This window comes from Alcaligenes nematophilus (genome assembly GCF_026344155.1).
In the GTDB taxonomy this organism is placed as follows: domain Bacteria; phylum Pseudomonadota; class Gammaproteobacteria; order Burkholderiales; family Burkholderiaceae_B; genus Alcaligenes; species Alcaligenes phenolicus.
This window is the reverse complement of record NZ_JAPKMZ010000002.1, coordinates 63,113-87,828: the sequence shown is the minus strand read 5'-3', so window position 1 is coordinate 87,828 and position 24,716 is coordinate 63,113. Positions and strand designations below refer to the sequence as shown.

The 24,716-nt window shown below is 55.7% G+C and carries 23 protein-coding genes and 2 tRNA genes; 16 read left to right on the top strand and 9 right to left on the bottom strand.

Annotation, left to right across the window (positions count from 1 at the left end; translation table 11 throughout):
* Window positions 1–17: 17 nt before the first annotated feature.
* The 3 genes from folP (at window position 18) to OSH04_RS05520 (ending at window position 3,051) form a co-directional block, all read left to right on the top strand.
* Complete coding sequence (gene folP / locus OSH04_RS05530; RefSeq protein ID WP_266108083.1) at window positions 18–860, top strand: dihydropteroate synthase; 843 nt, start codon at window positions 18–20, stop codon at window positions 858–860.
* On the top strand, window positions 857–2,200 hold the full coding sequence (glmM, locus tag OSH04_RS05525; protein WP_009463095.1) for a phosphoglucosamine mutase: 1,344 nt from the start codon (window positions 857–859) through the stop codon (window positions 2,198–2,200). The genes folP and glmM overlap by 4 nt, the downstream gene beginning before the upstream one ends.
* A gap of 68 nt (window positions 2,201–2,268) precedes the next feature.
* Window positions 2,269–3,051 (top strand): GNAT family N-acetyltransferase, encoded by a 783-nt coding sequence (locus OSH04_RS05520; RefSeq protein WP_009463097.1) that lies wholly within the window; start codon window positions 2,269–2,271, stop codon window positions 3,049–3,051.
* A 160-nt stretch (window positions 3,052–3,211) separates the two neighbouring features.
* Here OSH04_RS05520 and OSH04_RS05515 read toward each other — a convergent pair whose 3' ends face one another.
* Window positions 3,212–4,702, bottom strand: coding sequence for a Ppx/GppA phosphatase family protein (locus OSH04_RS05515; protein ID WP_026485250.1), 1,491 nt, complete (start codon window positions 4,700–4,702; stop codon window positions 3,212–3,214).
* Window positions 4,703–4,941: 239 nt separating this feature from the next.
* Between OSH04_RS05515 and ppk1 the strand changes: the two genes are divergently transcribed.
* The 5 genes from ppk1 to pstB all read left to right on the top strand — a co-directional run bounded on the left by ppk1 (window position 4,942) and on the right by pstB (window position 11,002).
* On the top strand, window positions 4,942–7,014 hold the full coding sequence (gene ppk1, locus OSH04_RS05510; protein ID WP_254499663.1) for a polyphosphate kinase 1: 2,073 nt from the start codon (window positions 4,942–4,944) through the stop codon (window positions 7,012–7,014).
* 96 nt (window positions 7,015–7,110) lie between these two features.
* Complete coding sequence (gene pstS / locus OSH04_RS05505) at window positions 7,111–8,154, top strand: phosphate ABC transporter substrate-binding protein PstS (protein WP_035270965.1); 1,044 nt, start codon at window positions 7,111–7,113, stop codon at window positions 8,152–8,154.
* A gap of 220 nt (window positions 8,155–8,374) precedes the next feature.
* Entirely contained in the window at window positions 8,375–9,313 is a 939-nt protein-coding gene (gene pstC / locus OSH04_RS05500) for a phosphate ABC transporter permease subunit PstC (RefSeq protein ID WP_026485253.1), read from the top strand.
* 12 nt (window positions 9,314–9,325) lie between these two features.
* Window positions 9,326–10,189 (top strand): phosphate ABC transporter permease PstA, encoded by an 864-nt coding sequence (pstA, locus tag OSH04_RS05495; protein WP_022983498.1) that lies wholly within the window; start codon window positions 9,326–9,328, stop codon window positions 10,187–10,189.
* Window positions 10,190–10,222: 33 nt separating this feature from the next.
* Complete coding sequence (pstB, locus tag OSH04_RS05490) at window positions 10,223–11,002, top strand: phosphate ABC transporter ATP-binding protein PstB (RefSeq protein ID WP_009463840.1); 780 nt, start codon at window positions 10,223–10,225, stop codon at window positions 11,000–11,002.
* Window positions 11,003–11,232: 230 nt separating this feature from the next.
* Here the strand turns inward: pstB and OSH04_RS05485 are convergent, their stop codons facing one another.
* Entirely contained in the window at window positions 11,233–12,858 is a 1,626-nt protein-coding gene (locus tag OSH04_RS05485; protein WP_266108082.1) for an acyl-CoA synthetase, read from the bottom strand.
* A 208-nt stretch (window positions 12,859–13,066) separates the two neighbouring features.
* Window positions 13,067–13,483, bottom strand: coding sequence for a hypothetical protein (locus tag OSH04_RS05480; RefSeq protein WP_035270962.1), 417 nt, complete (start codon window positions 13,481–13,483; stop codon window positions 13,067–13,069).
* A 223-nt stretch (window positions 13,484–13,706) separates the two neighbouring features.
* Between OSH04_RS05480 and OSH04_RS05475 the strand changes: the two genes are divergently transcribed.
* From OSH04_RS05475 to OSH04_RS05465, 3 genes are read left to right on the top strand one after another with little or no spacing between them, the layout of a single operon-like run.
* The gene (locus tag OSH04_RS05475; RefSeq protein WP_266108081.1) at window positions 13,707–14,255 is read left to right on the top strand and encodes a PepSY domain-containing protein; all 549 of its coding nucleotides are present in this window, start codon (window positions 13,707–13,709) and stop codon (window positions 14,253–14,255) included.
* Window position 14,256: 1 nt separating this feature from the next.
* Entirely contained in the window at window positions 14,257–14,922 is a 666-nt protein-coding gene (locus OSH04_RS05470) for a response regulator transcription factor (protein WP_009457946.1), read from the top strand.
* Window positions 14,919–16,280, top strand: coding sequence for a sensor histidine kinase (locus OSH04_RS05465; protein WP_239055200.1), 1,362 nt, complete (start codon window positions 14,919–14,921; stop codon window positions 16,278–16,280). Before OSH04_RS05470 ends, OSH04_RS05465 begins: the two co-directional genes overlap by 4 nt.
* A gap of 188 nt (window positions 16,281–16,468) precedes the next feature.
* Here OSH04_RS05465 and OSH04_RS05460 read toward each other — a convergent pair whose 3' ends face one another.
* Window positions 16,469–16,870: a DoxX family protein gene (locus OSH04_RS05460; protein WP_009457944.1), complete on the bottom strand. Its 402-nt coding sequence runs from the start codon at window positions 16,868–16,870 to the stop codon at window positions 16,469–16,471.
* An 82-nt stretch (window positions 16,871–16,952) separates the two neighbouring features.
* Here OSH04_RS05460 and OSH04_RS05455 point away from each other — a divergent pair, with 82 nt between their 5' ends.
* Window positions 16,953–17,678 (top strand): transporter substrate-binding domain-containing protein, encoded by a 726-nt coding sequence (locus OSH04_RS05455; protein WP_060185658.1) that lies wholly within the window; start codon window positions 16,953–16,955, stop codon window positions 17,676–17,678.
* On the opposite strand, the gene OSH04_RS05450 is transcribed toward OSH04_RS05455, so the two are convergent.
* Complete coding sequence (locus OSH04_RS05450) at window positions 17,662–18,567, bottom strand: LysR family transcriptional regulator (RefSeq protein ID WP_035270956.1); 906 nt, start codon at window positions 18,565–18,567, stop codon at window positions 17,662–17,664. The genes OSH04_RS05455 and OSH04_RS05450 overlap by 17 nt on opposite strands.
* Before the next feature lie 97 nt (window positions 18,568–18,664).
* Between OSH04_RS05450 and OSH04_RS05445 the strand changes: the two genes are divergently transcribed.
* Complete coding sequence (locus tag OSH04_RS05445) at window positions 18,665–19,102, top strand: PACE efflux transporter (protein WP_009457937.1); 438 nt, start codon at window positions 18,665–18,667, stop codon at window positions 19,100–19,102.
* 70 nt (window positions 19,103–19,172) lie between these two features.
* Here OSH04_RS05445 and OSH04_RS05440 read toward each other — a convergent pair.
* A tRNA-Pro gene (locus OSH04_RS05440) sits at window positions 19,173–19,249 on the bottom strand.
* A 286-nt stretch (window positions 19,250–19,535) separates the two neighbouring features.
* Here OSH04_RS05440 and OSH04_RS05435 point away from each other — a divergent pair.
* The 3 genes from OSH04_RS05435 to OSH04_RS05425 are packed head-to-tail and all read left to right on the top strand — an operon-like array spanning window position 19,536 to window position 22,091.
* Complete coding sequence (locus OSH04_RS05435) at window positions 19,536–21,158, top strand: flavin monoamine oxidase family protein (RefSeq protein ID WP_009457935.1); 1,623 nt, start codon at window positions 19,536–19,538, stop codon at window positions 21,156–21,158.
* Window positions 21,159–21,160: 2 nt separating this feature from the next.
* Entirely contained in the window at window positions 21,161–21,577 is a 417-nt protein-coding gene (locus OSH04_RS05430) for a c-type cytochrome (RefSeq protein WP_026485261.1), read from the top strand.
* A gap of 19 nt (window positions 21,578–21,596) precedes the next feature.
* Entirely contained in the window at window positions 21,597–22,091 is a 495-nt protein-coding gene (locus OSH04_RS05425; RefSeq protein WP_009457931.1) for a DUF421 domain-containing protein, read from the top strand.
* 34 nt (window positions 22,092–22,125) lie between these two features.
* Here the strand turns inward: OSH04_RS05425 and OSH04_RS05420 are convergent, their stop codons facing one another.
* The 3 genes from OSH04_RS05420 to OSH04_RS05410 all read right to left on the bottom strand — a co-directional run bounded on the left by OSH04_RS05420 (window position 22,126) and on the right by OSH04_RS05410 (window position 24,531).
* Window positions 22,126–22,386 (bottom strand): hypothetical protein, encoded by a 261-nt coding sequence (locus OSH04_RS05420; RefSeq protein ID WP_026485262.1) that lies wholly within the window; start codon window positions 22,384–22,386, stop codon window positions 22,126–22,128.
* Between the two features lie 119 nt (window positions 22,387–22,505).
* Window positions 22,506–22,582 (bottom strand) — tRNA-Pro (locus tag OSH04_RS05415).
* 59 nt (window positions 22,583–22,641) lie between these two features.
* Entirely contained in the window at window positions 22,642–24,531 is a 1,890-nt protein-coding gene (locus OSH04_RS05410) for an LTA synthase family protein (RefSeq protein ID WP_266108080.1), read from the bottom strand.
* Window positions 24,532–24,716: the final 185 nt, after the last annotated feature.

Genomic DNA, 24,716 nt, shown 5'->3' with positions numbered 1-24,716 from the left:
TAGGCCATGCCTATTTCATGAATTACCCTGAGTGGTCTTGTGGGCGCTTCCAGTTTGGGCTGGAGCGCCCTTTGGTTATGGGGATTGTGAATGTCACCCCAGACTCCTTTTATGACGGCAACGCACACAATGATTTGCCTCGGGCGCTGGACCACGCCCGTCAATTAATCGCCGAAGGCGCAGACATTCTGGATATTGGTGGCGAGTCGACTCGTCCCGGTGCCGAACCCGTTTCCCTGGAACAAGAGCTTGAGCGTGTCATCCCGCTGATCGAGGGCTTGCGCGACAGCGGTGTGGCCTTGTCGGTGGATACGTTCAAGCCTGAGGTCATGCGCGCCAGCCTGGCGGCCGGTGCAGACATGATCAATGACATCTATGCCTTGCGCATGCCCGGTGCCATCGAGGCCGTCAAGGACTCCAATTGCGGTCTGTGCATCATGCACATGCAAGGTGAGCCCCGGACCATGCAAGAGCAGGTTCACTACGATGATGTGGTCGTTGATGTACGTCATTTTTTGCAACAACGATGTGACGCCATAGTGAGCGCAGGCATTCAATCCGAGCGTATCATGCTGGATCCCGGCTTTGGCTTCGGTAAAACAGCGGCACATAATTATCAGTTGCTACGGGATTTGCAGCAGGCGGCAGTGCCTGGTTACCCCTGGTTGATCGGCTTGTCGCGCAAATCCATGATTGGCCATGTCACGGGGAAACCCGCCAGTGAGCGTTTGATTGGCAGTCTATCGGCAGCCCTTGCCTGCGTGGCACGGGGCGCAAAAATTGTCCGTGTCCATGATGTAGCCGCCACGCGCGAAGCGCTGGATGTGTGGAACGCGGTTGAATGTGGAGTCTTTGAATGAGCGATCGTAAGTATTTCGGCACCGATGGTGTCCGCGGTGAAGTAGGTGGCCCAACGATTAACCCGGAGTTCGCTTTGCGCCTGGGTTACGCTGCCGGGCAGGTTCTGGCTGCCCAGTATGAAGGTACAGGCCGCCCCACCGTGGTGATTGGCAAGGACACCCGTATTTCTGGCTACATGCTGGAATCGGCGCTGGAAGCCGGTTTGTCGGCCGCCGGGATTGATGTATTGCTGGCTGGCCCTGTGCCTACGCCCGCTGTGGCCTATTTGACGCGTACGCTGCGCCTGACGGCCGGTATCGTGATCTCTGCCTCGCACAACCCGTATTACGACAACGGTATCAAGTTCTTTTCCGCACAGGGCACCAAGCTGCCTGACGAGATCGAGCTGAAAATCGAGCAAGCCATTGACCAGCCCATGCACTGGGTGAAGTCCGAGTCCCTGGGCCGCGCCCGTCGTCTGGCTGACTCGGCTGGCCGTTATATTGAATTTTGCAAGAGTGCCTTCCCGAACGACTTGAACCTGAACGGGCTCAAGATTGTTGTGGATGCCGCTCATGGCGCGGCTTACAACATCGCTCCGCACGTGTTCCGCGAATTGGGTGCCGAAGTGGTTGCCGTGGGTGTTCAGCCTGATGGGTTCAACATCAATCAGGAAGTGGGCGCGACTTATCCCGAGAAGCTGGCCGAAGAAGTACGCAAGCACGGCGCAGATTTGGGTATTGCGTTGGATGGTGACGCAGACCGTCTGCAAATGGTCGATTCCCAGGGGCGCATCTACAATGGCGACGAACTATTGTATCTAATTGTTGCTGATCATCTGCAGACCCAGCCTGTAAAAGGCGTGGTTGGCACGTTGATGACCAACCTGGGTTTCGAGAAAAAAATGCAGGAATTGGGCGTGGAGTTTGCCCGCGCCAAAGTGGGCGACCGTTACGTGCTGGAATTGATGCAGCAAAACGGCTGGGTGTTCGGTGGCGAAAGCTCCGGTCACCTGCTGTGCCTGGACTGGCACACCACAGGCGATGGTATTATTGCCGCCTTGCAAGTGCTGACCGCCCTGTGCCATAGCGGCAAGAGCCTGCCAGAACTGATGGAAGGCCTGAAGATGTACCCGCAAATTATGGTTAACGTGCCATTGCAAGCGGGCCAGGACTGGAAAAACCATGCGGGTTTGCAACAGGCAACCCGTGAAGTGGAGCAAATGTTGGGTGACCGTGGGCGAGTGCTTATTCGTGCATCAGGTACAGAACCCAAGCTGCGCTTGATGGTGGAAGCAGAACAAGCCGATCTGGCTCAAGCAGGCATCGATACCTTGCTTGCAGTGGATTTAATGAAATAGTAATGTGGCTATCAAATACCTGAAACATTGTTTGTGCATGATGCACGAAAGTGTTTGGAGTCATCACGATGCTAAATCTTGAGCGCGAACGTACTGAAGTGGATTGGGCGAATACTTGGGCAGGTCATACCGTTGGAGGCCTGGCCTTGCGCCTGGCTCGTACCCAGGCTGAGCTTGAATGCCTTCAGCGCTTGCGTTTTCAGGTTTTCACCCAGGAAATGAACGCCGTCTTTCCAGACCAGCACAATGGTCTGGATATAGACCGCTTCGACCCCTGGTGCGAGCATTTCATGGTTACCGAACCCGAAGAAAACCGGGTTGTAGGAACCTACCGCTTGCTGACCCCTGAAAATGCCAATAAAGCGGGCGGCTATTACTCAGAGTCCGAATTCGATATCAGCGCCCTGGATGCGCTGCGCCCCAGCCTGGTTGAGGTTGGGCGCTCCTGCATCCATCCCGACTACCGTAATGGCTCGGCCATCATGATGCTGTGGGGTGGCATTGCTGCCCTGACGCGTGTAGGCGGTTACCGTTACCTTCTGGGTTGTGCCAGTGTCAGTTTGCGTGACGATGGTGTCACCGCCGCCGAAGTCTGGCGTGTGGCCCAAAAGTCCATGCAGGACAACAAGCACATTCCGCATGTGCAGCCCTTGAATCGCTATCCGGTTGAACGACTGAACAGCGATTTGCCAGCGCGCATTCCACCGCTGATCAAAGGTTACCTGAAGCTGGGTGCCACGATTTGTGGTGAACCTGCCTGGGATCCGGACTTCAATACGGCAGACTTTCCTGTCCTGCTGGATCTGGAAGCCATGGACGAGCGCTATAAACGTCACTTTGGCCTGGTCTGATTGCGTACTGCTCAGGCCTGAACAAGTCGGGCCTGAATAGGGCCTGCGAATAAAAAGAACCCCCGAAAGTTGGATGGCAATCCAACTTTCGGGGGTTTTTTAGGTTCTGATGATCTGCTTGGCTTGGCCCACCTGGCCGCTACACGTCCAGCAGGCCTTGTCAGACCAGCTCCAGGCTCAAATCATTGATATCGCTTTGCCAAGCCTGTACTTCAGCCAGCAAGGAGGCCTGGGACAGGGGATGGCTGGCCATCCATTCGTGATCCAGATGAATCATGACGGTTTTGCCACGCGCTTGCAGGCTCAGCGGCAAGGTTTCCCTGTCCTCGCGACGGCGCATCAGCATGACGGCCAGACGCAGGCTCAGCAATGTCAGCCACCAGGCGTTATTGGATTCAAAGCGCTTGAGCTTGCCCAGCTTGCCCTGGTGACCCAGGCTCAGGAAGCTCAACAAGGCTTGGTCGTCGTTGGAAAAACCGGGCATATCGGCATGTTCCAGCACGTAGGCCGTGTGCTTGTGGTAATCCGCATGTGCAATGCTCAGGCCCACTTCATGAAGATCGGCGGCCCAGCCCAATTGACGCTGCAGTTCCTGCACTTCAGGGGTGTCGGGCAGCTTCAGTTGTGCGAAGAACTTCATCGCCGCATCGTGCACACGATGGGCCTGGCGTGTGTCGACCTGATAGCGCTTCATCATTTGCTGAACGGTCTGGTCACGCTGATCGTGTTCCGATTCGCGCCCCAGCATGTCGTAGAGCACACCCACACGCAGTGCGCCTTCACCAGGCAGCATCTGGCGAATCTTCAGCTCCTGGAAGGCGGCCATCATAATGGCCAGACCTGCCGCCAGCACGGGCGCGCGGTGAGGCTTGATACCGCTCAGATTGCGTGTGTCCACCTTGCCATCGTGTACCAGGCGTTTGCGCAGCAATTCCATGCCTTCCAGGGTGATCCCCTTTTTGGACATGCCGTTCTCTTGCAGGATGGCGATCAGACCCTTGGCGGTTCCGGAGGAGCCATACGCTTCCTGCCAGCCCGTTTTGCGGTATTGGCGCGTAATTCCTTCCAGTTCGCGACGAGCCGTCAGAATCGCATTGCTCATGCGCTCTTCGGTGATCACGCCATCGGAGAAAAATTTGTCGGTATAGCTGACACAGCCCATGTAGAGCGAGGACAGCAGCAGAGGTTTGAGGCCCTTGCCAATAATGACTTCGGTCGAACCACCGCCGATGTCGATCATCAGACGGCGATTGGGGGAGGGGGGCAGCTCGTTGCTGATCCCCGAGAAAATCAGGCGGGCTTCCTCGTGGCCGGAGATGACCTCGATAGGAAAGCCAAAGGCTGCCTCGGCAGCCGGCAGAACCTCGCTTAAATTGCGTGCCACCCGGAAGGTATTGGTGGCCACAGCGCGAACGCGATTGGGGTGAAAACCGGCCAGACGTTCGTTGAAGCGTTTCAGAATGACTACGGCGCGTTCAATGGCATCGGGACTGATGTATTTGTCGGGACCCATGCCAGCGGCGAGTCGGACGGATTCATTCAGGCGGTCAATGGTGTAGATCTGGGCATGACCGTTGTGCTGAACCACTCGTCCAATGGATAAACGAAAGCTGTTGGAGCCCAGGTCCACAGCGGCAAGAAGTTGTTCCATGAGGCATCGCTCGGGATGATTACTGTGCGATTATAAGGACATTAATCATGGGTTTTGTTACATAAACCGGAAAATTAAGAAAAGTTAGACGAAAGCATCTTGGGAAAGGCGATGTGATATTTGCGCTCCTGCCAGGCAGAGCTGTTTTAGACTTGAATTGCTACGGGTCATAGAGCTGTAACATTCATGTAGTAAAAGTCTCACGATCCCATTTTCTTTGGCTTTTTAACGACCTCACCATGCTGCCTTCTCCAGATTCAACCTTGCTAAACCGTGAGTTGTCCTTGCTCAAGTTCAATGAGCGAGTACTGGCCATGGCCGAAAATTCGACCACGCCTTTGCTGGAGCGCTTGCGCTACATCTGTATCGTGAGCTCTAACCTGGATGAATTCTTTGAAATTCGTATTTCCAGTCTGAAAGAACAGATCTTGCAAAATCCTCATCAAGTGGGGGATGACGGGTTTTTGCCTCAACAAGCGTTTGACAAGGTGCAGGCTGCGGCTCACCAATTGGTCGAGAAACAAAACGACTTGCTGATGGACGAGGTCTTGCCGACCTTGATGGATGAAGGCATAGGTTTGCTGTTGACCGCGCTATGGACACCTGCTCAGCGTGAGTGGGCGTATCAAACCTTTTTGCGTGACGTTATGCCTTTGCTCACGCCTATTGGTCTGGACCCGGCGCATCCCTTTCCGCGCGTCTACAATAAAAGCCTGAACTACATTGTGGAGTTGAGCGGTGAAGATGCCTTCGCCCGCACCGGCACGATTGCCATTGTGCAGGCACCCCGTGCCTTGCCACGTGTGATTCGTGTGCCAGACGATATCGCCGGCATTCCCCAGGGCTATATGCTGCTGACTTCCCTGATCAGCGTTTTTGTGGGCGAGCTTTTTCCCGGCATGGACGTAAAGGGCTGCTATCAGTGGCGCGTTACTCGTAACAGCGATCTGTTTGTGGACGAGGAAGAAGTCACCAACTTGCGCGCCGCCTTGCAGGGCGAGCTGTCGCAACGTAACTTTGGTGCGGCCGTACGTCTGGAAATTGACCGTTCCATGCCCGAGCGCCTGGAGCGCTTTTTGCAAAGCGAGTTTTCGCTGGATGTGCCAGATACTTATCGCGTCAGCGGCCCGGTCAATCTGACGCGCCTGATGCAGCTGTGTAATGTGCCAGACCGTCCGGATCTTCTGTTCCCGGATTACCGTGCGCCTATTCCGGCGCCGTTTGATTCTTCATTTGAATCCCCTGCACAGTTTTTTGAGGCGATTTCCCGCAAAGACCAACTGCTGCACCATCCGTATCAGTCCTTCCAGCCCGTTTTGAGCTTTTTGCGTGCCGCAGCGGCGGACCCGGCCGTCGTCGGTATCAAGCAGACGATTTACCGTACTGGTGAAGATTCGGAGTTGATGAATATCCTCCTGTCGGCGGCGCGTGCTGGCAAAGAGGTAACGGTGGTGGTGGAGCTGATGGCTCGTTTTGACGAACAGACCAATATCAATTGGGCCGCCAAGCTGGAAGAGGTGGGAGCACACGTCAGTTACGGGGTGGTGGGGCACAAGACCCACGCCAAGATGGCCCTGGTGTTGCGTCGTGAAGGGGGGGCGATCCGGCGTTATGGCCATTTGGGTACGGGTAACTATCACCCGCGCACTGCTCGCCTGTACACGGACTTTGGCCTGATTACCGCTAATCAGGAAATTTGCGAGGACATGGACAAGGTGTTTTCCATGCTGACCGGACTGGGTGCCTGGCGGCCCCTGAAGCGCTTGCTGCAGTCGCCGTTCACCTTGCATGACAGCATGATGGATCGCATCCAGGCGGAAACCGAGCGCGCCCTGGCAGGCAAGAAAGCCCGCATCATGGCCAAGATGAACTCCCTGCTGGAGCCCAAGATCATTCAGGCGCTTTATGATGCCAGCCAGGCCGGAGTCAGGGTAGACCTGATCGTGCGTGGTGCTTGCGCCTTGCGTCCGGGGGTCAAGGGTTTGTCGGAGAACATCCAGGTGCGTTCAATCATCGGACGCTTTCTGGAGCACTCGCGTGTTTTCTATTTCTACAATGGCGGTCAGGAAGAGGTCTTTATTTCCTCGGCCGACTGGATGGACCGGAACTTCTTCCGTCGTGTGGAGCTGGGTGTGCCAGTGCTGGACCGCAGCCTGAAAAAGCGGGTCATTGCCGAAGCCTTCACTTATGCCTTGCGTGACAACCAGTTGTCCTGGAAGGCCAATCCGGATGGCACTTATAACCGCATCCGCAGTCGCGGTGCCCCGTTCAATCTGCATCTGAGCATGATGCAGCGCTTGGGCGGTGTGTGAAATACAGACTGTCATGAACGTGTCATATAGTCTGTTTACTATGACGACACATACAGGGTGGGCCTGTGATCTGACTATCATCAAGAGGATTTCTCGATGTTAAAACGTGTATTCAACAAGGTAAGTATTGCTCTGGCGTTCAGCGCTTTTGCGGCTACTGCCACAGCTGCAGACGTAACCGGTGCTGGTGCGTCGTTCCCTTACCCAATCTATGCCAAATGGGCGGCTGAATACGCCAAACAAACGAATAACCGCGTCAACTACCAGTCGATTGGTTCGGGTGGTGGTCAGCAGCAGATTATTGCCAAGACCGTGGATTTCGGTGCTTCGGACGACCCAATGAAGGTCGAAACACTGGAAAAAGAAAACCTGTTGCAGTTCCCCGCCGTGATCGGTGGTGTGGTGCCTGTGATCAACGTCGAAGGCATTGAGCCTGGCAAGCTGAAACTGTCCGGTAAAGTACTGGGCGATATCTACCTGGCCAAGATCACCAAGTGGGACGATGCAGCCATTAAGGAACTGAACCCCGATTTGACCTTGCCTAACAAGGACATCGTGGTGGTTCACCGCTCCGACGGTTCGGGCACCACTTTCGGTTGGACCAACTATCTGTCCAAAGTGTCCCCGGACTGGAAGTCCCAGGTTGGTGAAGGCAAGGCTGTGAAGTGGCCTACCGGTCAAGGTGGCAAGGGTAACGAAGGCGTGGCTGCTTACGTACGCCAGCTGCAGAACTCGATCGGCTACGTTGAATACGCTTACGCCAAGCAAAACAAACTGTCCTGGACCCAGTTGCAGAACAAGGACGGCCAATTCGTCCAGCCTGGTCAGGAAAGCTTTGCTGCCGCCGCTGCCAACGCAGACTGGGCCGGTACGCCTGGCATGGGTGTGATTCTGACCGAAGAGCCTGGCGCACAGTCCTGGCCTATCACTTCGGCTACCTTCATCCTGATGCACAAGGTGCAGGACAAGCCCGAGAACGGTAAAGAAGTGCTGAACTTCTTTAACTGGGCCTTCGAGAACGGTGCCAAATCTGCTGAAGAGCTGGATTACGTTGCGTTGCCTAAGGACGTAACCGACCAGATCAAGGCGGCCTGGGCATCGGAGATCAAGTCCAAAGACGGCGCTGCGGTCTGGAAGTAAGATTCGTGTTCAAATACAGGTCAGTTGTAAATTGATCCTGCGAGACGGCCCACCTCTAGGTGGTGCCGTCTTTATTATGTAAAAATTACGGTTTTGTCTTGAACGCACAGCGCGTAGCGTTATCCGGTTTGTTGGGCTGGAGCAGCCTTGGCTGTTACAGAATCTGTGAATCGGTTGCAGTGCGTTCGTCCTATTCCGGCCTGACCCTTCATCTGTCTACATGAAATCAAATCAGAACGCCTTTATGGACGGCATTTTCAAGAACATGACACGCTCGTTTGCGTTTCTCGTGTTCATATTGCTGGCTGCCATCTCTATTTCCCTGATCTATGGAAGCCGGGAATCCATTGCCGAATACGGTTTCTCTTTTCTCTGGACGAATAACTGGGATCCGGTCAATAACGAATATGGTGCATTGGTGCCCATTGCCGGTACCTTGCTGACTTCTTTCATCGCACTCTGTATTGCCGTGCCGGTCTCGTTTGGCATTGCGATGTTCCTGACAGAGCTCTCGCCAGCCTGGTTGCGTCGCCCTCTGGGTACGGCCATTGAAATGCTGGCTGCGATTCCCTCCATTATTTACGGTATGTGGGGCCTGTTTGTTTTTGTGCCCCTGTTCCAGCGCTATGTACAGCCTGGCCTGATCTCCTTTTTTGACGGGGTGCCAGTGCTGGGTCAGATCTTTGCGGGCCCTCCCTTCGGGATTGGTGTGTTCACCGCCGGTCTGATTCTGTCCATTATGGTGATCCCCTTCATTACCGCCGTGATGCGCGACGTGTTCGAGCTGGTGCCTCCCATGCTCAAAGAGTCCGCTTACGGTCTGGGTAGCACGACCTGGGAAGTGATGTGGCGTGTGGTGCTGCCTTTTACCAAGAACGGGGTGATTGGCGGGATCATGTTGGGTCTGGGACGTGCGCTGGGTGAAACCATGGCTGTCACCTTTGTGATTGGTAACTCCTTTAACTTGCCAAGCTCGCTGTTTTCGCCTTCGAACTCGATTGCGTCTGCACTGGCCAATGAGTTTAACGAAGCCGGTGGCATGCAGAAATCCGCCTTGCTGGAGCTGGGTCTGATCCTGTTCCTGATCACCACGGTTGTATTGGCGATCTCCAAGTTGCTCTTGTTGCGTCTGGCCAAGAACGAAGGCACGTCGCGCTAAGGATCACCTACCATGTTTGATAAAAAATCCGCAATTAGTCTGAGCAACCCGATTTACAAACGCAGGCAGGTGTTTAACCGCCTGATGCTGGGTGTGTCTTTTACTGCCTTGATCTTCGGCCTGTTCTGGCTGTTCTGGATCATCTGGACCCTGATCGAAAAGGGCAGCAGTGCCATGGCCTGGTCCCTGTTGTTTGAAAGCACCCCGCCTCCTGGTGGTGAGGGTGGTTTGCTGAACGCCATTGTTGGCAGTGTCATGATGGCTGGCGTCGGTACCCTGATCGGTACGCCTATCGGCATTCTGGCCGGCACCTATCTGGCTGAATACGGTCAGCGTGGCTGGTTGGCCCCGGCAACCCGCTTTTTGAACGACGTGTTGTTGTCGGCACCGTCCATCATTATTGGTCTGTTCATCTATGCCGTGTATGTGGCACAGGTGGGTCACTATTCGGGTTGGGCCGGTTCCTTGGCTTTGGCTATTTTGGTGATCCCCGTGGTGGTACGTTCCACAGACAATATGTTGATGCTGGTTCCCAACGGCCTGCGCGAAGCCGCGGCGGCCCTGGGCTGCCCCAAGTGGAAGATTGTGATGTCCATCTCCTACCGTGCAGCCTTGCCCGGTATCGTGACGGGCGTTCTGCTGGCTGTGGCTCGTATTGCGGGTGAAACGGCTCCCTTGTTGTTCACCGCCTTGAACAACCAGTTCATGTCCCTGAACATGAATGCGCCGCTGGCCAACTTGCCGGTGGTGATTTTCCAATATGCTGCCAGCCCCTTTGAGGACTGGAACCGTCTGGCCTGGGCAGGTGCGGTGCTGATTACCTTGCTGGTCTTGGGTATCAATATCCTGGCTCGCAGCCTTTTCCGCCAAAAATAACGTTTTCACGGAGCGCCCTAGTCGGCCAACGCTATGAGTCAAATTATTACCTCCGACGAATCGACCAAGATTGAAATCCGCAACCTGAATTTCTTCTATGGCAAATTCCATGCCCTGCGCAATGTGAACATGTCTATCAAGGAAAAGAAGGTCACGGCCTTTATCGGACCATCCGGTTGCGGTAAATCCACCTTGCTGCGCACGCTGAACCGCATGTACGAGCTGTACCCCGGCCAGCGCGCTGAAGGTGAAATCCTGCTGGACAATGAAAACCTGCTGACTTCCAAGCAGGACATTTCCCTGATCCGCGCCAAAGTGGGCATGGTGTTCCAGAAACCGACACCGTTCCCCATGAGCATTTATGACAACGTAGCCTTTGGCGTGCGTTTGTTCGAGCGCCTGAGCAAAGGCGAAATGGACGAGCGTGTGGAATGGGCCTTGTCCAAAGCTGCGCTGTGGAACGAAGTGAAAGACAAGCTGCACCAAAGCGGTAACGGCCTGTCCGGTGGTCAGCAACAGCGTCTGTGTATTGCCCGTGGTGTGGCGATCAAACCCGAAGTTCTGCTGCTGGACGAGCCTTGCTCGGCACTGGACCCGATTTCCACGGCCAAGATTGAAGAGCTGATTGCTGAACTGAAAGCGGATTACACCGTGGTTATCGTGACCCACAACATGCAGCAAGCGGCTCGTTGCTCGGATTACACCGCCTATATGTATCTGGGCGAGCTGATGGAATTTGGTGAAACTGACCAGATCTTCGTGAAGCCCGCTCGCAAGGAAACCGAAGACTACATCACGGGTCGTTTCGGTTAATCAGACGGATGCGGGCAGAGCGGCCTTGCAGCGCTTTGCCTGGAGTTTGAATAAAGCCATACCCCCACATCGGGACAGTCGTTCCTGTGTGGCACACACCCCAATCGCTGGATTTACGTCCAAGGATTGGGGTGTTTTTTTATCCATTGGGGCGGCGATACAGTGTTGGCTCCAGTAAAGGGAGTAGCGACGGCCTTGTGTTGTGCGGGTGCCGCCTGCAGCTAGTGCCTTTACTGGCTCAATTTGCGTAAAGCATGACGTATGACTTTGCCGGTGGTTGTCATGGGCAGGGCATCGACAAACTCAATCAGCCGTGGGTACTCATGTGCAGCCACCCGGCGTTTGATGTGCTCCTGAATCTCCTTGACCAGTTCCTGGGACGGTTCGATATCCTCCTTCAGCACCACAAAAGCTTTCACGACTTCGGTGCGTTCGGGGTCGGGGACACCGATCACTGCCGCCATGGCGACAGCGGGATGCCCCATCAGGCCATCCTCAATCGGGCCGGGCCCAATGCGGTAGCCGGAGCTGGTGATGACATCATCATCGCGGCCTACGAACTGGATATAGCCATCCTCGTCCTGCATGCCTTTGTCGCCGGTCAGCAGCCAGTCGCCTACAAATTTCTCGCGAGTGGCCTCGGGTCGTTGCCAGTAGCCCAGGAACATAACCGGATCGGGTGCTCGCACGGCAATATGGCCTTCGATGCCGGGTTTCTGAATTTGCCCCTGATCATCCACAATCGCGACCTTGTGACCAGGCACGGCCTTGCCGATCTTGCCCGCCTGGCCCGGAAACCAGGCCGAGCAAGAGGACACGATCATGTTGCACTCGGTTTGTCCGTAGAACTCGTTGATGGTGATGCCCAGTTCTTGTTTTGCCCAATCCAGCAGCTGTGCGCCTAGTGACTCCCCACCGCTGGCAATGGATTGCAGCTTCAAAGGCCATTGCTCGCGTGACCATTGGCTGCGACGCAGCATTTTCAGGGCAGTAGGGGGCAGGAAAGTATGCGTGACACCGTGCTCGGACATCAGTTTCCAGGTAGCCTCGGCATCGAATTTGGGGAAGCGGTAGGCCAGTACGGGTATGCCGTGATGCCAGGCCGGTAGCAGCACATCCAGCAAGCCACCAATCCAGGCCCAATCGGCAGGTGTCCACATCAGGCCTTCGCCTGTGGGCAGGAAGTTGTGCGACATCTCTACGCCCGGCAGATGCCCCAGCAGCACGCGGTGGGCATGTAGAGCACCTTTGGCCGAACCTGTGGTGCCGGAGGTATAGATCAGCACGGCAGGGTCGTCTGCGCGGGTGTTCAATGTACGCGGTGCCGGTTCGGGGTGGGCGGCAATGGCTTGCCATAAGGAAAGTGCATCGCCCTGATCCTGTTGGCTGTCACTTTGGTAAAGATGTTTGAGCTGTGGCAGGTGCTCGCGCAAGGGCAACACCGTCTCCAGGCCTTGTTGATCGGTAATCAAGGTGCTGGCGCCGGAATCATTCAGACGATAGCGCAGCGCATCCGTACCAAACAGGGTGAACAAGGGCATGGCAATGGCGCCAATCTTGTAGGTCGCCAAATGCGCCAGCGCCGTTTCGAGTCCTTGAGCCAGAAAGATGGCGATACGGTCGCCTGCCTGAATACCCTGGGCTTGCCAGGCAGCCGCTAAAGAATCGGACCAGGCTTTGAGCTGATCGAAGGTGTAGCGCTTGATCTGACCATCGGGCAATTGCTGGATCAGGGCCAGACGCCCGGACCCGTCAGCCCATTTGTCGCAGGTGTCGTGAGCGATGTTGTAGTGCTCGGGGATGGACCAGTGAAATTCCGAGTAGCTTTGTGAGTAAACCGAATCAGCAGACAGCATGAGAGACACTTTTCCCAAAGGTGAAACAGACTCCCATCCTAACGCCTTGAGCGGGATGACCCTATCCGGGCTAATCAGTAGAAAAGAAAAACGGCGCTGGGGGGCGCCGTTTTTCGTCCTGCTACCGACTTCTACTGCTAAAACAACTGCGTGTTGTCACTGCTACTGCTTGCGAACATCAACTGCTTAGGGGAAAGTGATGTGATGATCAGGACTTGGTGGCCTCTTTCGTGGCGCTGTCACGTTGTTGATCGTGACCGGAGCGGTGGCCGCGACGATGCTGACCGTCGTTCTTGCGCTCTACAACCGTAAACTCGCCATTGGCACCCTCGGAACGGACACGTACAACCTTGCCGTCCTTATCGACCACCATGGCCATGATGTTGTCGCCTCGCTGATGCAGGCTGCCCACTTTGGTGTAGCCGGCATCTTTCAGGCGCTGGTAGGCGGGACCGATATCGGTGACTTGATCAGCGGTCAGCGGTTTGTGGTCGCGGGCCTGACGGGCTTGTTTCTGCGTGCTCTGTGTTTGGGCTGCGCTTGTGGCTTCCTGTGCAATGGCAGCGGTGCCACCCAACAGACTTGCGCTCAATACCAGGGCAGAAAAGAGGGAAGTGCGTTTCATGTATAGCTCCTTCATGTAATCAAAAAGTGGTGCTGTCAGATTCCTGGGTAGCTTCCTTTTGAGGTGGGAAGGTTTGTTTGTCCTGTCAGCCTGGTGCCCATTATGGACAGGTGGCTCTGAATCTAAACTGAAGCCGCTGTTCATGTTATGTTCATCCGCAGCTTGCTATATAAGGGGGAGTGATCGTTTGATCCCTCTTTTTTTTCTGCACGTACCGATTCTTATGACGTCCATTAAACAATCCGCCTTGCTGATGAGTTTGGCCGCCGTTTTGACGGCGGTGATGCCATTGGCACTGGCCCATTCTCACGACTACCCTGACTGCGGCAGCAAAAAGCAGAAGGGGGATTCGTCGTGGGACAGGGATCAGCATTCGGATTGGTCTGGACATGATTACCTCGGGGACGATGACTGTTTTCGTCGTTTGCCCCCTCCGCCGCCTCCGCCCCTGCCTCCCCCTCCTAATGAGCGTTTCGGCCCCAGCCCGTACTGGCCTCCGGGCCCGGCCTATCGGGGCCACGATCAGGCCCGCGAAGCCGTGCGCCGTGGGGAAGCCTTGCCGCTGCGGGAAGTCTTGAAGCGGGTGCGCGAGACCTATCCCGGACGAGTGCTGCGTGTGCAGTTTGAATATGACGAGCGCTTTGAGCTTTGGGTGTATGACTTGCGCATGCTGGTTGACGACAATCGCCTGTTGCGTTTGAAAGTGGACGCCTTGACCGCCAAAGTGTTGCTTGTGCGCGGCGTGAAACGCTCGCATTCCCGAGGACATTAAGATGCGGATACTGGTTGTTGAAGACGAACCTACCTTGGCAGCGCAATTGCAGCAGGCGCTGGAACGGGCTGGCTATGCCGTTCAGGTTGCTCATGATGGTGAGCAAGGCCATTATCAGGGCGAGGTAGAAGCCTTTGATGCGGTAGTTCTGGATCTGGGTTTGCCGGGCATGGACGGGGTATCGGTCTTGCGTCGCTGGCGTGCTTCGGACATCAATATGCCGGTGCTGATTCTGACGGCCCGCAATGATTGGCACGACAAGGTCGAAGGCATGGATGCCGGTGCCGACGATTACGTGGCCAAGCCCTTTCACATGGAAGAATTGCTGGCTCGTATGCGCGCCTTGCTGCGCCGTGCGGCCGGTCAGGCGAACCCACGTTTGCAACTGGGCAAATTGGAGCTGGACGCGCGCTCGTCCTCGATCAGTTGTGCGGGCATGGTCTTGTCGCTGACCAGCCATGAATACCGTTTGCTGGCGTTCATGATGCATCACCCTGGCCAAGTGCTGTCGCGTACTCAACTGACCGAGCATATTTACTCTCAGGACTTCGAGCGCGACTCCAATACCATCGAGGTTTTTATCGGCCGTCTGCGCAAGAAATTGCCCGCCGGTTATATCGAAACGGTGCGAGGTATGGGCTACCGTCTGGTGGACCCTGAAGCATGATCGCCTTGCGGGGTCATACCATTCTGGGCTCTCTGCGTGGCCGCCTGCTGCTGGGGACTTTGGCCTGGATTCTGATCAGTATTGTTCTGGCCGGTTTGGGCCTGAACCGCTTGTTTCAAGACCACGTTTACCGTCAGTTCGAGCAGCGCTTGCAAACCCATCTGGACCAGATCATGGCGGACGTGAATCTGGACAATGCGGATGGGGTGACTTTGCAATCGCGCCTGAGCGATCCTTTATTTGAGCAGCCTTATTCGGGCATGTACTGGCAGATTGCCCGCCAGGAAGCGGGCAGTGAGCAGTGGACGGTGGTTTTGCGCTCGACCTCCTTGTGGGACGAGGCGCTGGATGTGAATGCTCCCGATTCGCCCAATGGCGTCTTGTCGCTGACGGGGCCGGAAAAGCAACGCCTGGTTGTGTTGCGTCAGGAGCTGGACGAGGTGAATGACAAGGGACAAAGCTTGCAGATCATGGTGGCCGGCAACCGGGAGCTGCTGGCCGAACCATTAGCCCGTTTTGAGCGGATTCTGTTCCTGTCGCTAGGTGGTTTGGCCGTGGGTTTGATCCTGGCGGCAATCTTGCAAGTGGTGCTGGCCTTGTACCCTCTGCATCTTTTGCGACGTCGTTTGCTGGATGTGCAGGAGGGGCGGGAGCCACAAGTCAGTGGCAATTTCCCCAGTGAAATTCAACCCTTGGTGGATGATTTCAATGCTGTACTCAGTGCTAATGCGGGTATGGTGGATCGCGCACGGGCGCAGGCGGGAAATCTTGCCCATGCGGTCAAAACCCCGCTAACAATTATGGGCAACGCCGCGCAAGCCGAAGATCCGCATTTGGCAGCTTTGGTTAGCGAGCAGGTGGCCTTGGCCCAGCGTCAGGTTGACCACCACTTGTCTCGTGCACGAGCCATGGCGGTACGCGCCATAGGTGTGCGTACGGATGTGTCTAGTTGTCTGCAGTCCTTGTGTCGGGTGATGGGGCGTTTGCATAGCGACAAGCAGATTCATCTGGATTTACCCGATCAGGAGTTGATCTTTAAAGGCGAAGAGCAGGACTTGCAGGAGATGGCTGGAAACCTGTTGGATAACGCCTGCAAATGGGCGACGCAGAATGTGTGGTGTCAGGTGTGGCAGCAGGACAATGTGCTGCATCTGGTGGTGGAAGATGACGGTCCTGGCCTGGAGCCGGAGCAGTTGGAGCGTGTGTTTGGTCGTGGCCAGCGTGCGGATGAGCGACATCCAGGCTTTGGACTGGGACTGGATATTGTGCGTGAGCTGGCGCGCAGCTATCAGGGGAAAGTGCAAGCCAGTGCGTCGGAGAAAGGGGGGTTACGACTGGATTTGACCTTGGCGAGTTAAGGCATGAAGCCAGGTGCCAACGCCAACTAACTTTAACTCCCGTGCAAGTGCAGTAGCGTCGAGGTACCTGAGACCAGCGGACTGAGTGGCTAGGGTGAACAAGGGGAGGCAGGTGGGGGTTATGCTTGATCATCCATGAAAAACGCCCGGCGAAGCGGGCGTTTTTCAGCACATGAATCGGGCCAGCCTTAGTTCCAGGGGCCGCCATCGCCACCCAGGCTGTAGCGTCCGGCGCCAATCAAGCCGACTGTGAGCGCGCCAATCAAGAACATGCCTTGCAACTCCAGGGCCCAAATACCTTGGGCATTGAAACTGCCGATCTGGTTGCTATGGGCCAGCAACAAGGCAATGACCATGTTCATGGCTACAATCAAACCGCCGGCACGGGCGTAAAAACCCAGAATCATCAGGACGGGAGCAATCACTTCGCCTATGTACACGCCCCAGGCCAGAAAGCCGGGCATATTGTTGGCGATCAGCATTCTTTCGATTCCTCCGATGCCATAACGTATCTTGGCGATGCCGTGCAGCAGGATCAACACACCGACCGTGACACGCAGCAAGAGTTTTCCAAGATCATCACGAGACATACAGGCGCTCCATTATGTAGTGGGACAGGAAGGTGCGTTATTGTAGAAGACCGGGTTCTTAAAAGTATGACGGAGCATTTACATGACACAAAAGCAGGCTGTCGCAGCAGAACTGGCCCCCAGCGGGGTTTTGCGTGTTGCCATGAATTATGGCAATCCCGTCCTGGCCCAACGCGGTGCCAATGAGCAGTCGCCCAAAGGGGTCTCGGCGGACCTGGCGCGCAGTGTGGCGCAAGAGCTGGGCCTGAGCGTGCAATTTCATGGCTACGATGCGGCCCAGGCTGTCGTAGAGGCGGTCTACAGGGACGAGTGGGATCTGGCATTTTTGGCGATTGATCCCAAACGTGCGGAAAAGATTCGCTTCAGTGAAGCCTATGTGCATATCGAAGGCACCTATCTGGTGCGTGACGAGTCCGCCTTTCAGAACGTGGATCAGCTGGATCAGCAAGGCGTGTGCATTGCCGTTGGCAAAGGGGCGGCCTACGATTTGTTCTTGAGCCGTCATTTAAAACATGCCGATCTGGTACGGGCAACGACCTCTGCCGATGCGATTGATCTGTTTGTGGAAGAAGAGCTGGATGCCGCTGCGGGCGTACGACAGCCTTTGGAGCGCTATGCCCGCTCCCGCAGCGGCTTGCGTGTGCTGCCCGACAGTTTCACTGTGATTCGTCAGGCCATGGCGGTGCCGTCAGAGCGTACGCTGGCCCATGCCTGGGTTGAGGCCTTTATTGCCCGGCAGAAAAAGGAAGGGATGGTGGCGCAGTTCCTGGCTGATAGCGGCCAGGCGAATGTCACCGTACCGGAATAGGCGCAAGGCGCGTATTCAATTCGTCTTGCAGGGCCTGCCTGAACAGGGCCTGCGCCTTGCCCACATCCTGTCCCTTGGATTGCAGAAGATAAATGGGCAAGTCCAGACCATTGCTGCCGGTAGAGAACTGGATACGGTGTAAACGGCCAGACTCCAGTGAGGGCCGCAGGCAAGACAAGGGCAGATTTGCCCAACCCAATCCCCGTTCCACCAGTTCCAGTGTCATGGGCAGACTGTCCGTTTTCCATTGACGCAGGCTGAGCATGGAACGGTCCTTGCGTATATCCTTGTCGGGGCTGGTAATCACAATCTGCCGGTAGGCTTTCAAATCTTCCAGGGGCCTGGGGCTGTCCTGTAGCAAGGGATGGCCAGGTGCGGCGACAGCGCTAATGGTTTCGGTCCACAGCGATTGCACAATCCCCACGCTTTCCAGTTCCCGCCCGCCATAGGCAATGCACAGATCCAGCTCGCGCTTTTGCAATGCTTCGACCAGCGCGTCTTGGGGCGCGGTTCGCAGTTCTATGTCCAGACCGGGATAGCGTTGCTCCAGAGCCTGCAAGGCAATCAACGCCGGTTCGGGATCGACATCGCACACGATACCCAGCCGTAAATGGCTTTCCAATCCCCCCGATAATTCCTGCAAATGCAGTCGCAAACTCTGCAAGCGGCTGGCGATCAGCTTGGCGTCGGGCAGCATGGCCAGTAGTTCGGCCGTGGGTACAGGTTCACGTCGGCTGCGGTCAAAAAGCGACAGATCCAGCTCGGCCTCCAGATTGGCCACGGCCATGCTGACGGCCGATTGTGTGCGGCGCAACGCCCGCGCGGCGGCGGAGAAGGAGCCGTGTTCAACCACGGCAAGCAAGAGCTCAAGATGATCACTGGTAAGCATGGCTAAACCATAAGTAAAACTGATGGAATCTGACTTTTTCTAGAAGCTGTACTGCGGATAATCATGCTTTCTGAGCTTTTGATCAAGGATATTTATCGTGCAGGGATGGAAAAGAAGAGTTGTCTACATAGGGATGTTCGAGTTGCTGGGCATGATGGTAGCGGCAACCGTATTGGGGCACTTGAGTGGGGCAGGGGCCATGGAAAGCGGGATGCTGTCTTTCATGATCAGCACCTGCGCAGTATCGGTGAACCTGTTCTACAATATGCTGTTTGAAGCCTGGGAGCGCCGTCGTCAGATTCAGGCGCGTACGTTCTGGCACCGGGTGCTGCACGTGGCCGGTTTTCAGATTGTGCTGGTGTCTTTGCTGATCCCGCTGATTGCGTGGTGGCTGAATGTCAGCTTGTGGAAAGCTTTTTTGATGGAAGCGGTGTTGCTGGCTTTCTTTCCCATCTTCGCCTTTATCTACAACTGGGCATTTGATTCTATTTTTGGTTTGCCCGACTCGGTGGGTGTGAGCGCCAGCCAAAGTTAAATGACGCAGTGAGCCGAACTGGCAAAACTAAAAGGCCTTGCAGATTGCTCTGCAAGGCCTTTGAATTTTTTGGTCGGGGCGGCGGGATTCGAACTCGCGACCCTCTGGTCCCAAACCAGATGCGCTACCAGGCTGCGCTACGCCCCGACTAAGAAAAAAATTATATCCCGTCGTGGTGAACTTGGCAAGCATAGGCCCACATCAAAAAGGGGCTTGCACGCATTTATCAGGAGTCAGCTAATTTTCAGCCCTGTAAAGATGTGTTTCTTATGTTGGGCTTAAACATTTTAGGTGCTTATAGTTAAGTGACAAGCTGATCATAAGGCATTGTGTTCTTTGTTTTTTTCCACACGAGTAGCATTCATGCACCGGGGGCAGGCAAAGAAGTTGGGGGCGAATGCTGCTCATCATTTTTCCAAAAGGAGAAAGGACGATGAGCCAAGTTTCACAGGGTGGAATACTGACACGGCGACATTTCCTGACGATGGTCGGGTATGCCGCAGGTGGCGCGGCCATGTATCAGGCCATGATGCGTCTGGGCCATGCGGCGGAGGGCAGTTACGATGGCCCGATTCGCCTGGAAGGCAAGCCCAAGCCAGGGACCTCTGTGGTGATCCTGGGGGCGGGTCTGGCTGGCATGGTGGCCGCTTTGGAGCTGCGCAACGCAGGGTACAAAGTCAAAATCCTGGAGTTTCGGGAAAAAGTGGGGGGGCGCAACTGGTCCTTGCATGGCGGGGACAGCTATACCGAGCTGGGGGGCGCCAAGCAGGATGTCAAGTTCGACAAGGATCAATACATCAACCCCGGCCCGTGGCGGATTCCTTTCCATCACCGGGCCTTGCTGGATTATTGCAAGCGGCTGAAAGTCAGGCTGGAACCGTTTATCCAGTACAACTACAACGCCTATCTGCATAGCAAAGAGCATTTTGGTGGCAAGCCTCAGCGGTTTCGCCATATCCACGCGGATTTTCAGGGGCAGGTCTCCGAGCTCTTGTCCAAAGCCATTAATACTCAGTCGCTGGATGCACCCTTGTCCAAGGAGGATCAGGAAAAGCTGCTGGAAGCCTTGCGCAGCTGGGGGGCCTTGGACAAGAACATGGCTTATGTGAAAGGCCATGCCAGTTCCGAGGTACGCGGTTTTGAGCGTGATCCGGGAGGTGGTCTGAATGCACAACCCGAGTTTTCCGAGCCTTTGAAACTGGCCGATATTGTGCGCTCCAGTGTTTGGCACAATATGGGCATTCATGATCTGTACGAGTTTCAGCAGACCATGTTTCAGCCGGTGGGTGGGATGGACCAGATCGGTGCTGCTTTTGGCAAGGAGCTGGAGGGACTGTTTACCTTTAATGCCAAGGTCACTGCGATCAAGCAGAGTGATGGCAAGGTGACGGTTAGCTACAAGGATCAAAGCAAGGGTAGCGAGCACACTGAAACAGCAGACTGGTGCGTATGTACCATTCCCTTGTCGATTCTGAGCCAGATAGATCTGGATGCCAGCAAGGAAATGCACGCTGCCATTGACGCTGTGCCGTACGCTCCCTCGGTCAAGATCGGGCTGCAGTTCAAACGGCGCTTCTGGGAAGATGATGACGCGATCTATGGCGGCATCAGTTATACCGACCTGCCCATCACACAAATCTCTTACCCCAGTGGCGGCATGATGGCCGGTGGCAAAGGCGTATTGCTGGGGGGGTATATGTTCGGTCCCAGCGCCGTGGAATGGTCGTCGCTCAGTCCTGAGGACCGGGTCAAGAAGGCCCTGGAATATGGTGCGCAAATCCACCCTCAATATAAGGATGAGTTCGAGAGTGGGGTGGCGGTCGCCTGGCACCGCGTTCCCTGGACATTGGGCTGCTATGGCATGTGGACGGACCAGACACGGGCCGCGCACTACGAGAACCTGTGCCAGATTGATGGTCGACTGGTTTTGGCGGGTGAGCACGCTTCTTACGTCAACGCCTGGCAGGAAGGTGCGATCCTGTCGTCCCTGAACGCGATTTCCCGCTTGCATAGCCATATTGTGGGTAATCAACAAGCCGATTCCAAAGGAGCCTAGTCATGATGATGCGATCTCTAGCGGTTTTTCTGGCCTCGGGACTGTTGACCATCAGCCATGCGGATACGGCGGTGGTAGGGGGTGATACGGTGGTCTTTACCCAGAAAACCGGCCAGGAAATTTATGAGCAGGTCTGTGCGTCTTGCCACATGATCGATGGCAAGGGCGCTCAAGGGGCGGGCATGTATCCGTCCCTGTCCAAGAATCCGAAACTGGGGGCGCCTGCTTATGTGGTGTTCATGGTGAACCAGGGCAATAAGGGCATGCCTGGTTTTGGTGGCGTACTCAATGACGAGCAAATAGCCGAAGTCGTCAACTATGTGCGTTCCCACTTGGGCAATGAGTTCAGTGACAAGATTACGGCCAAGGACGTGGCAGGCCAGCGTCCCAAGGACCACCAGTACTTTGATCTGAACTGATCAAAGGCTGCTTGTCGTCATGCTGACACCTGATTGGAGCACGGTCTTCGCACTGGAAATACCTGTGTTGGAGTCCGTGCTGCGAGGCACAGTGGTGTACTTTGTTCTGTTCGTCCTGCTGCGGCTGGCAGGACGACGTGAACTGGGATCGCTGGGCGTTGCGGACCTGTTGATTCTTTTGCTGATTGCCGATGCCAGTGGTAATGCGATGTCAGGCGGCAGCAATTCCTTGACGGATGGTCTGCTCGTGGCCGCAACCATTGTGGCCTGGGGGTACATAGTCGATTGGCTGATGTACCGATTCCCGGCGCTCAATGCACTGGCCACTCCGCGCAAAGTGTGTGTGGTCAGGGACGGGCAATTGCAGTGGCGCAATATGCGTCGGGAGTTTGTGACCCGCGATGAAATTCTGAGTGAAATGCGTTTGGCCGGAATCCAGTCGCTGGAAGAGGTAGCGGCGGCTTATATCGAGCCTAATGGCAAACTCAGCTTTTTGAAGGACACATCCGTGTAGTGTGAACGGGTCAGGAACAGGCAGGGCTGAAGGTTCAGGCCCGATAGCCCTGCGAAATCCATTGCATGCAGAAAATAAAGGTGAACACCGCTACGGGGAAGGGCAGCAAGGCAAAAAGCCGAATAGCCAGACTGCGAGTTTGTCCGCGCAGGCCACGCTTGTAAACATAGAGGCCGATCAGGCAGGCGATCAGGGGGAACAGAAAGACTGGCAGGAGCAGAAACAGGGTAGGGACGGTCAGGAGGCACAGCAGTAAGGCCAGGCTGCTCAGACCTAGAATTTTTGAATTGCTCATTTCCGATTCCTGATCAGGGTAGGTCGTCAAAGCATAACGCAAATAAGGCGATGCCCTGGGAGCAGGCAAAGAAAAAGGCTTAGTTCACTGTGCAATGAACTAAGCCTTTAATTCTTTAATGGTCGGGGCGGCGGGATTCGAACTCGCGACCCTCTGGTCCCAAACCAGATGCGCTACCAGGCTGCGCTACGCCCCGACTAAAGAAAAGCATAATAGAACGAATTCAGGACTTCGTCAAGCCCTGAGCCTTCGGTTTTAGCGTTTTTGCAGGTGGGGCAGGGTGTAAGCCTGTTCGTGATACGCCCAGCTAGGCCAGAGCACGTGGGCAAGGGCTTCCTTGGCCAGCCCTTCGTCTATCTGTTCCAGCAGCTCGTACTTGTCCGGCGCGGTATAGCGATACTGACAAGGCGGCAGGTGTGGCATCAGCACGGTCAGGATGTCGCCTTTCAAATAGCCATAGTTCTCGAAGTACTGCATCATGGCCCGGTCGCTGTCCTGCTGGGTCAGGTCGCGCCCGATCATGGGGTGCTCGCTTTCAATGCCCATCAGGGATAGCAGGGTGGGGGCCAGGTCAATCTGGCTCATGATGCGTTCGTCCTGACGGCTGGGAACGCCTGCGCCCAGAATCAGGGCAGGAATATGGAAGTGACGCACAGGCACCAGATTGGCACCGCCCACGCGCGAGTCATGGTCGGCCACGATCAAGAATACTGTGTTGTCCCAATAGTCGGATTCACGCGCTTTCTTGAAGAAGTCCGCAATGGCCCAGTCGGCGTAACGTACCGTGTTCTCTACCGTGGCGGGATCGCCTTCCACCTGAATACGGCCAGCCGGGTATTCCCAAGGCGAGTGGTTGCTGACAGAGAAGGCCAGCGTCAGGGTGGGTTGCTCCTTGTCCTGGCTTAGCAACTGGTGCAACTTGTTGAACATATCCTCGTCGCTGGCGCCCCAGGTGCCGACGAACTCGGGGGACTCAAAGCTGGATTGCTCATGCAGCTCATCAAAGCCATTGCCCAGGAAAAAGCTCTTCATATTGTCAAAGTGGGCTTCGCCGCCATAGATAAAGCGTGAGCGGTAGCCTTGTTCCTTGAGCAATTGGGCCAGGGTGAAAAAGCGGGTTTGCGAGCCGGGCAGGCGCAGTACAGCGTCTGCCACGGTTGGGGGGAAACCGGCAGAAACCGCTTCCAGACCCCGTACCGAACGCGTGCCGGTAGCGTAGGCGCGGCGAAAGTTCCAGCCCGTTTGGGCCAGTTTGTCCAGTTCGGGGGTTAGATTGGCCCCGCCCAGATTGCTGACATATTGCGCCCCCAGGCTCTCTTCCACGATCAGGACCAGATTGGGTTTACGCTCACGTTTTTGCACTGGCGTCTGACGATGTAGGGTGGGTAGTGTGTCAGGGCCAGCCGGCAAGGCAGCCGCATCGCGCACGATCTGGTTCATTTCTGCGACGTCCAGGCCACCGTAAATATCCTCGGCCGAGCGCTCGTTTTTCATGCTGTAAATGGCGTAGGCCACGTTATACAGCGAGTTCAAGGGCAGCGTATTGAGCATGCTGTCGCTGCTCCAGGCGACCGAAGAAGGATTGATGGGGCGGTGGGCCAAGGTGCCCCGAATTGCCAGGATGCACAGGGCCGCAGCAATCAGCATCCAGATAGGACGCAGCCACCAGCTCATCACGGGGTCGGCAGACACATGACCAAAAATAGACCAGCCCGAATACACCATCAGCCCCAGACCAATCAGGGCGATGCCTATCATCAGCTTGTAGCCTTTCCAGAGCATGCCCACTACTTCTTGAGGGTGCTTCAGATAGTCCACATACAGCCGATTGGGGCGAGTGTCGTATTCAATAATGAATTGGGGCGTGGAAACTTCCAGCAAGGTCAGCAGGAACCAGGCGAAGGTAAACCAGATGGCGGCTATCGTCGTCATGACGGGATAGTGTCCTAGCCAGGGGGCCAGCAAGACCACGGGGGCGCTGAGCGCGGCGATCATTAGGGCGTCGATACGCAAGCCGCCAATCAGGATGGGCAGCAGACCTCCGGCCTGACGCACACGCGGCCATTGCCACAAGGCAAAAGCCAGCCTGAAAGCGGTCAGCAAAATCAGGGCTGAAGGAACAAAAACGTAAACAAGATGGCGCATAAAATGTGGTCCTGGTCGACCTAATTGCCACGGACGGTGGCACTGGCATCGAATTGCACGATTGTATGTCAGTTTACTGAGCAAACTATCTTGCTAAACGCTTGGGCTTCTCGGGGAAGTGTGGCCGCATGCCGGTTCGGGGTTTAAAGACGAAAAAAAAGCAGGCCGCTTTGAAAGACAGCCTG

What these genes read in the sequence shown, in the direction of transcription:
- OSH04_RS05520 (WP_009463097.1), top strand. Translation starts at nt 2,269, where the DNA reads ATGCTAAATCTTGAGCGCGAACGTACTGAAGTGGATTGGGCGAATACT.
- ppk1 (WP_254499663.1), top strand. Translation starts at nt 4,942, where the DNA reads ATGCTGCCTTCTCCAGATTCAACCTTGCTAAACCGTGAGTTGTCCTTG.
- OSH04_RS05465 (WP_239055200.1), top strand. Translation starts at nt 14,919, where the DNA reads ATGATCGCCTTGCGGGGTCATACCATTCTGGGCTCTCTGCGTGGCCGC.
- OSH04_RS05475 (WP_266108081.1), top strand. Translation starts at nt 13,707, where the DNA reads ATGACGTCCATTAAACAATCCGCCTTGCTGATGAGTTTGGCCGCCGTT.
- pstB (WP_009463840.1), top strand. Translation starts at nt 10,223, where the DNA reads ATGAGTCAAATTATTACCTCCGACGAATCGACCAAGATTGAAATCCGC.
- pstA (WP_022983498.1), top strand. Translation starts at nt 9,326, where the DNA reads ATGTTTGATAAAAAATCCGCAATTAGTCTGAGCAACCCGATTTACAAA.
- OSH04_RS05435 (WP_009457935.1), top strand. Translation starts at nt 19,536, where the DNA reads ATGAGCCAAGTTTCACAGGGTGGAATACTGACACGGCGACATTTCCTG.
- pstS (WP_035270965.1), top strand. Translation starts at nt 7,111, where the DNA reads ATGTTAAAACGTGTATTCAACAAGGTAAGTATTGCTCTGGCGTTCAGC.
- glmM (WP_009463095.1), top strand. Translation starts at nt 857, where the DNA reads ATGAGCGATCGTAAGTATTTCGGCACCGATGGTGTCCGCGGTGAAGTA.
- OSH04_RS05455 (WP_060185658.1), top strand. Translation starts at nt 16,953, where the DNA reads ATGACACAAAAGCAGGCTGTCGCAGCAGAACTGGCCCCCAGCGGGGTT.
- pstC (WP_026485253.1), top strand. Translation starts at nt 8,375, where the DNA reads ATGAAATCAAATCAGAACGCCTTTATGGACGGCATTTTCAAGAACATG.
- OSH04_RS05485 (WP_266108082.1), bottom strand. Translation starts at nt 12,858, where the DNA reads ATGCTGTCTGCTGATTCGGTTTACTCACAAAGCTACTCGGAATTTCAC.
- OSH04_RS05470 (WP_009457946.1), top strand. Translation starts at nt 14,257, where the DNA reads ATGCGGATACTGGTTGTTGAAGACGAACCTACCTTGGCAGCGCAATTG.
- OSH04_RS05450 (WP_035270956.1), bottom strand. Translation starts at nt 18,567, where the DNA reads ATGCTTACCAGTGATCATCTTGAGCTCTTGCTTGCCGTGGTTGAACAC.
- OSH04_RS05430 (WP_026485261.1), top strand. Translation starts at nt 21,161, where the DNA reads ATGATGATGCGATCTCTAGCGGTTTTTCTGGCCTCGGGACTGTTGACC.
- OSH04_RS05480 (WP_035270962.1), bottom strand. Translation starts at nt 13,483, where the DNA reads ATGAAACGCACTTCCCTCTTTTCTGCCCTGGTATTGAGCGCAAGTCTG.
- OSH04_RS05515 (WP_026485250.1), bottom strand. Translation starts at nt 4,702, where the DNA reads ATGGAACAACTTCTTGCCGCTGTGGACCTGGGCTCCAACAGCTTTCGT.
- OSH04_RS05410 (WP_266108080.1), bottom strand. Translation starts at nt 24,531, where the DNA reads ATGCGCCATCTTGTTTACGTTTTTGTTCCTTCAGCCCTGATTTTGCTG.
- OSH04_RS05420 (WP_026485262.1), bottom strand. Translation starts at nt 22,386, where the DNA reads ATGAGCAATTCAAAAATTCTAGGTCTGAGCAGCCTGGCCTTACTGCTG.
- OSH04_RS05460 (WP_009457944.1), bottom strand. Translation starts at nt 16,870, where the DNA reads ATGTCTCGTGATGATCTTGGAAAACTCTTGCTGCGTGTCACGGTCGGT.
- OSH04_RS05425 (WP_009457931.1), top strand. Translation starts at nt 21,597, where the DNA reads ATGCTGACACCTGATTGGAGCACGGTCTTCGCACTGGAAATACCTGTG.
- folP (WP_266108083.1), top strand. Translation starts at nt 18, where the DNA reads ATGAATTACCCTGAGTGGTCTTGTGGGCGCTTCCAGTTTGGGCTGGAG.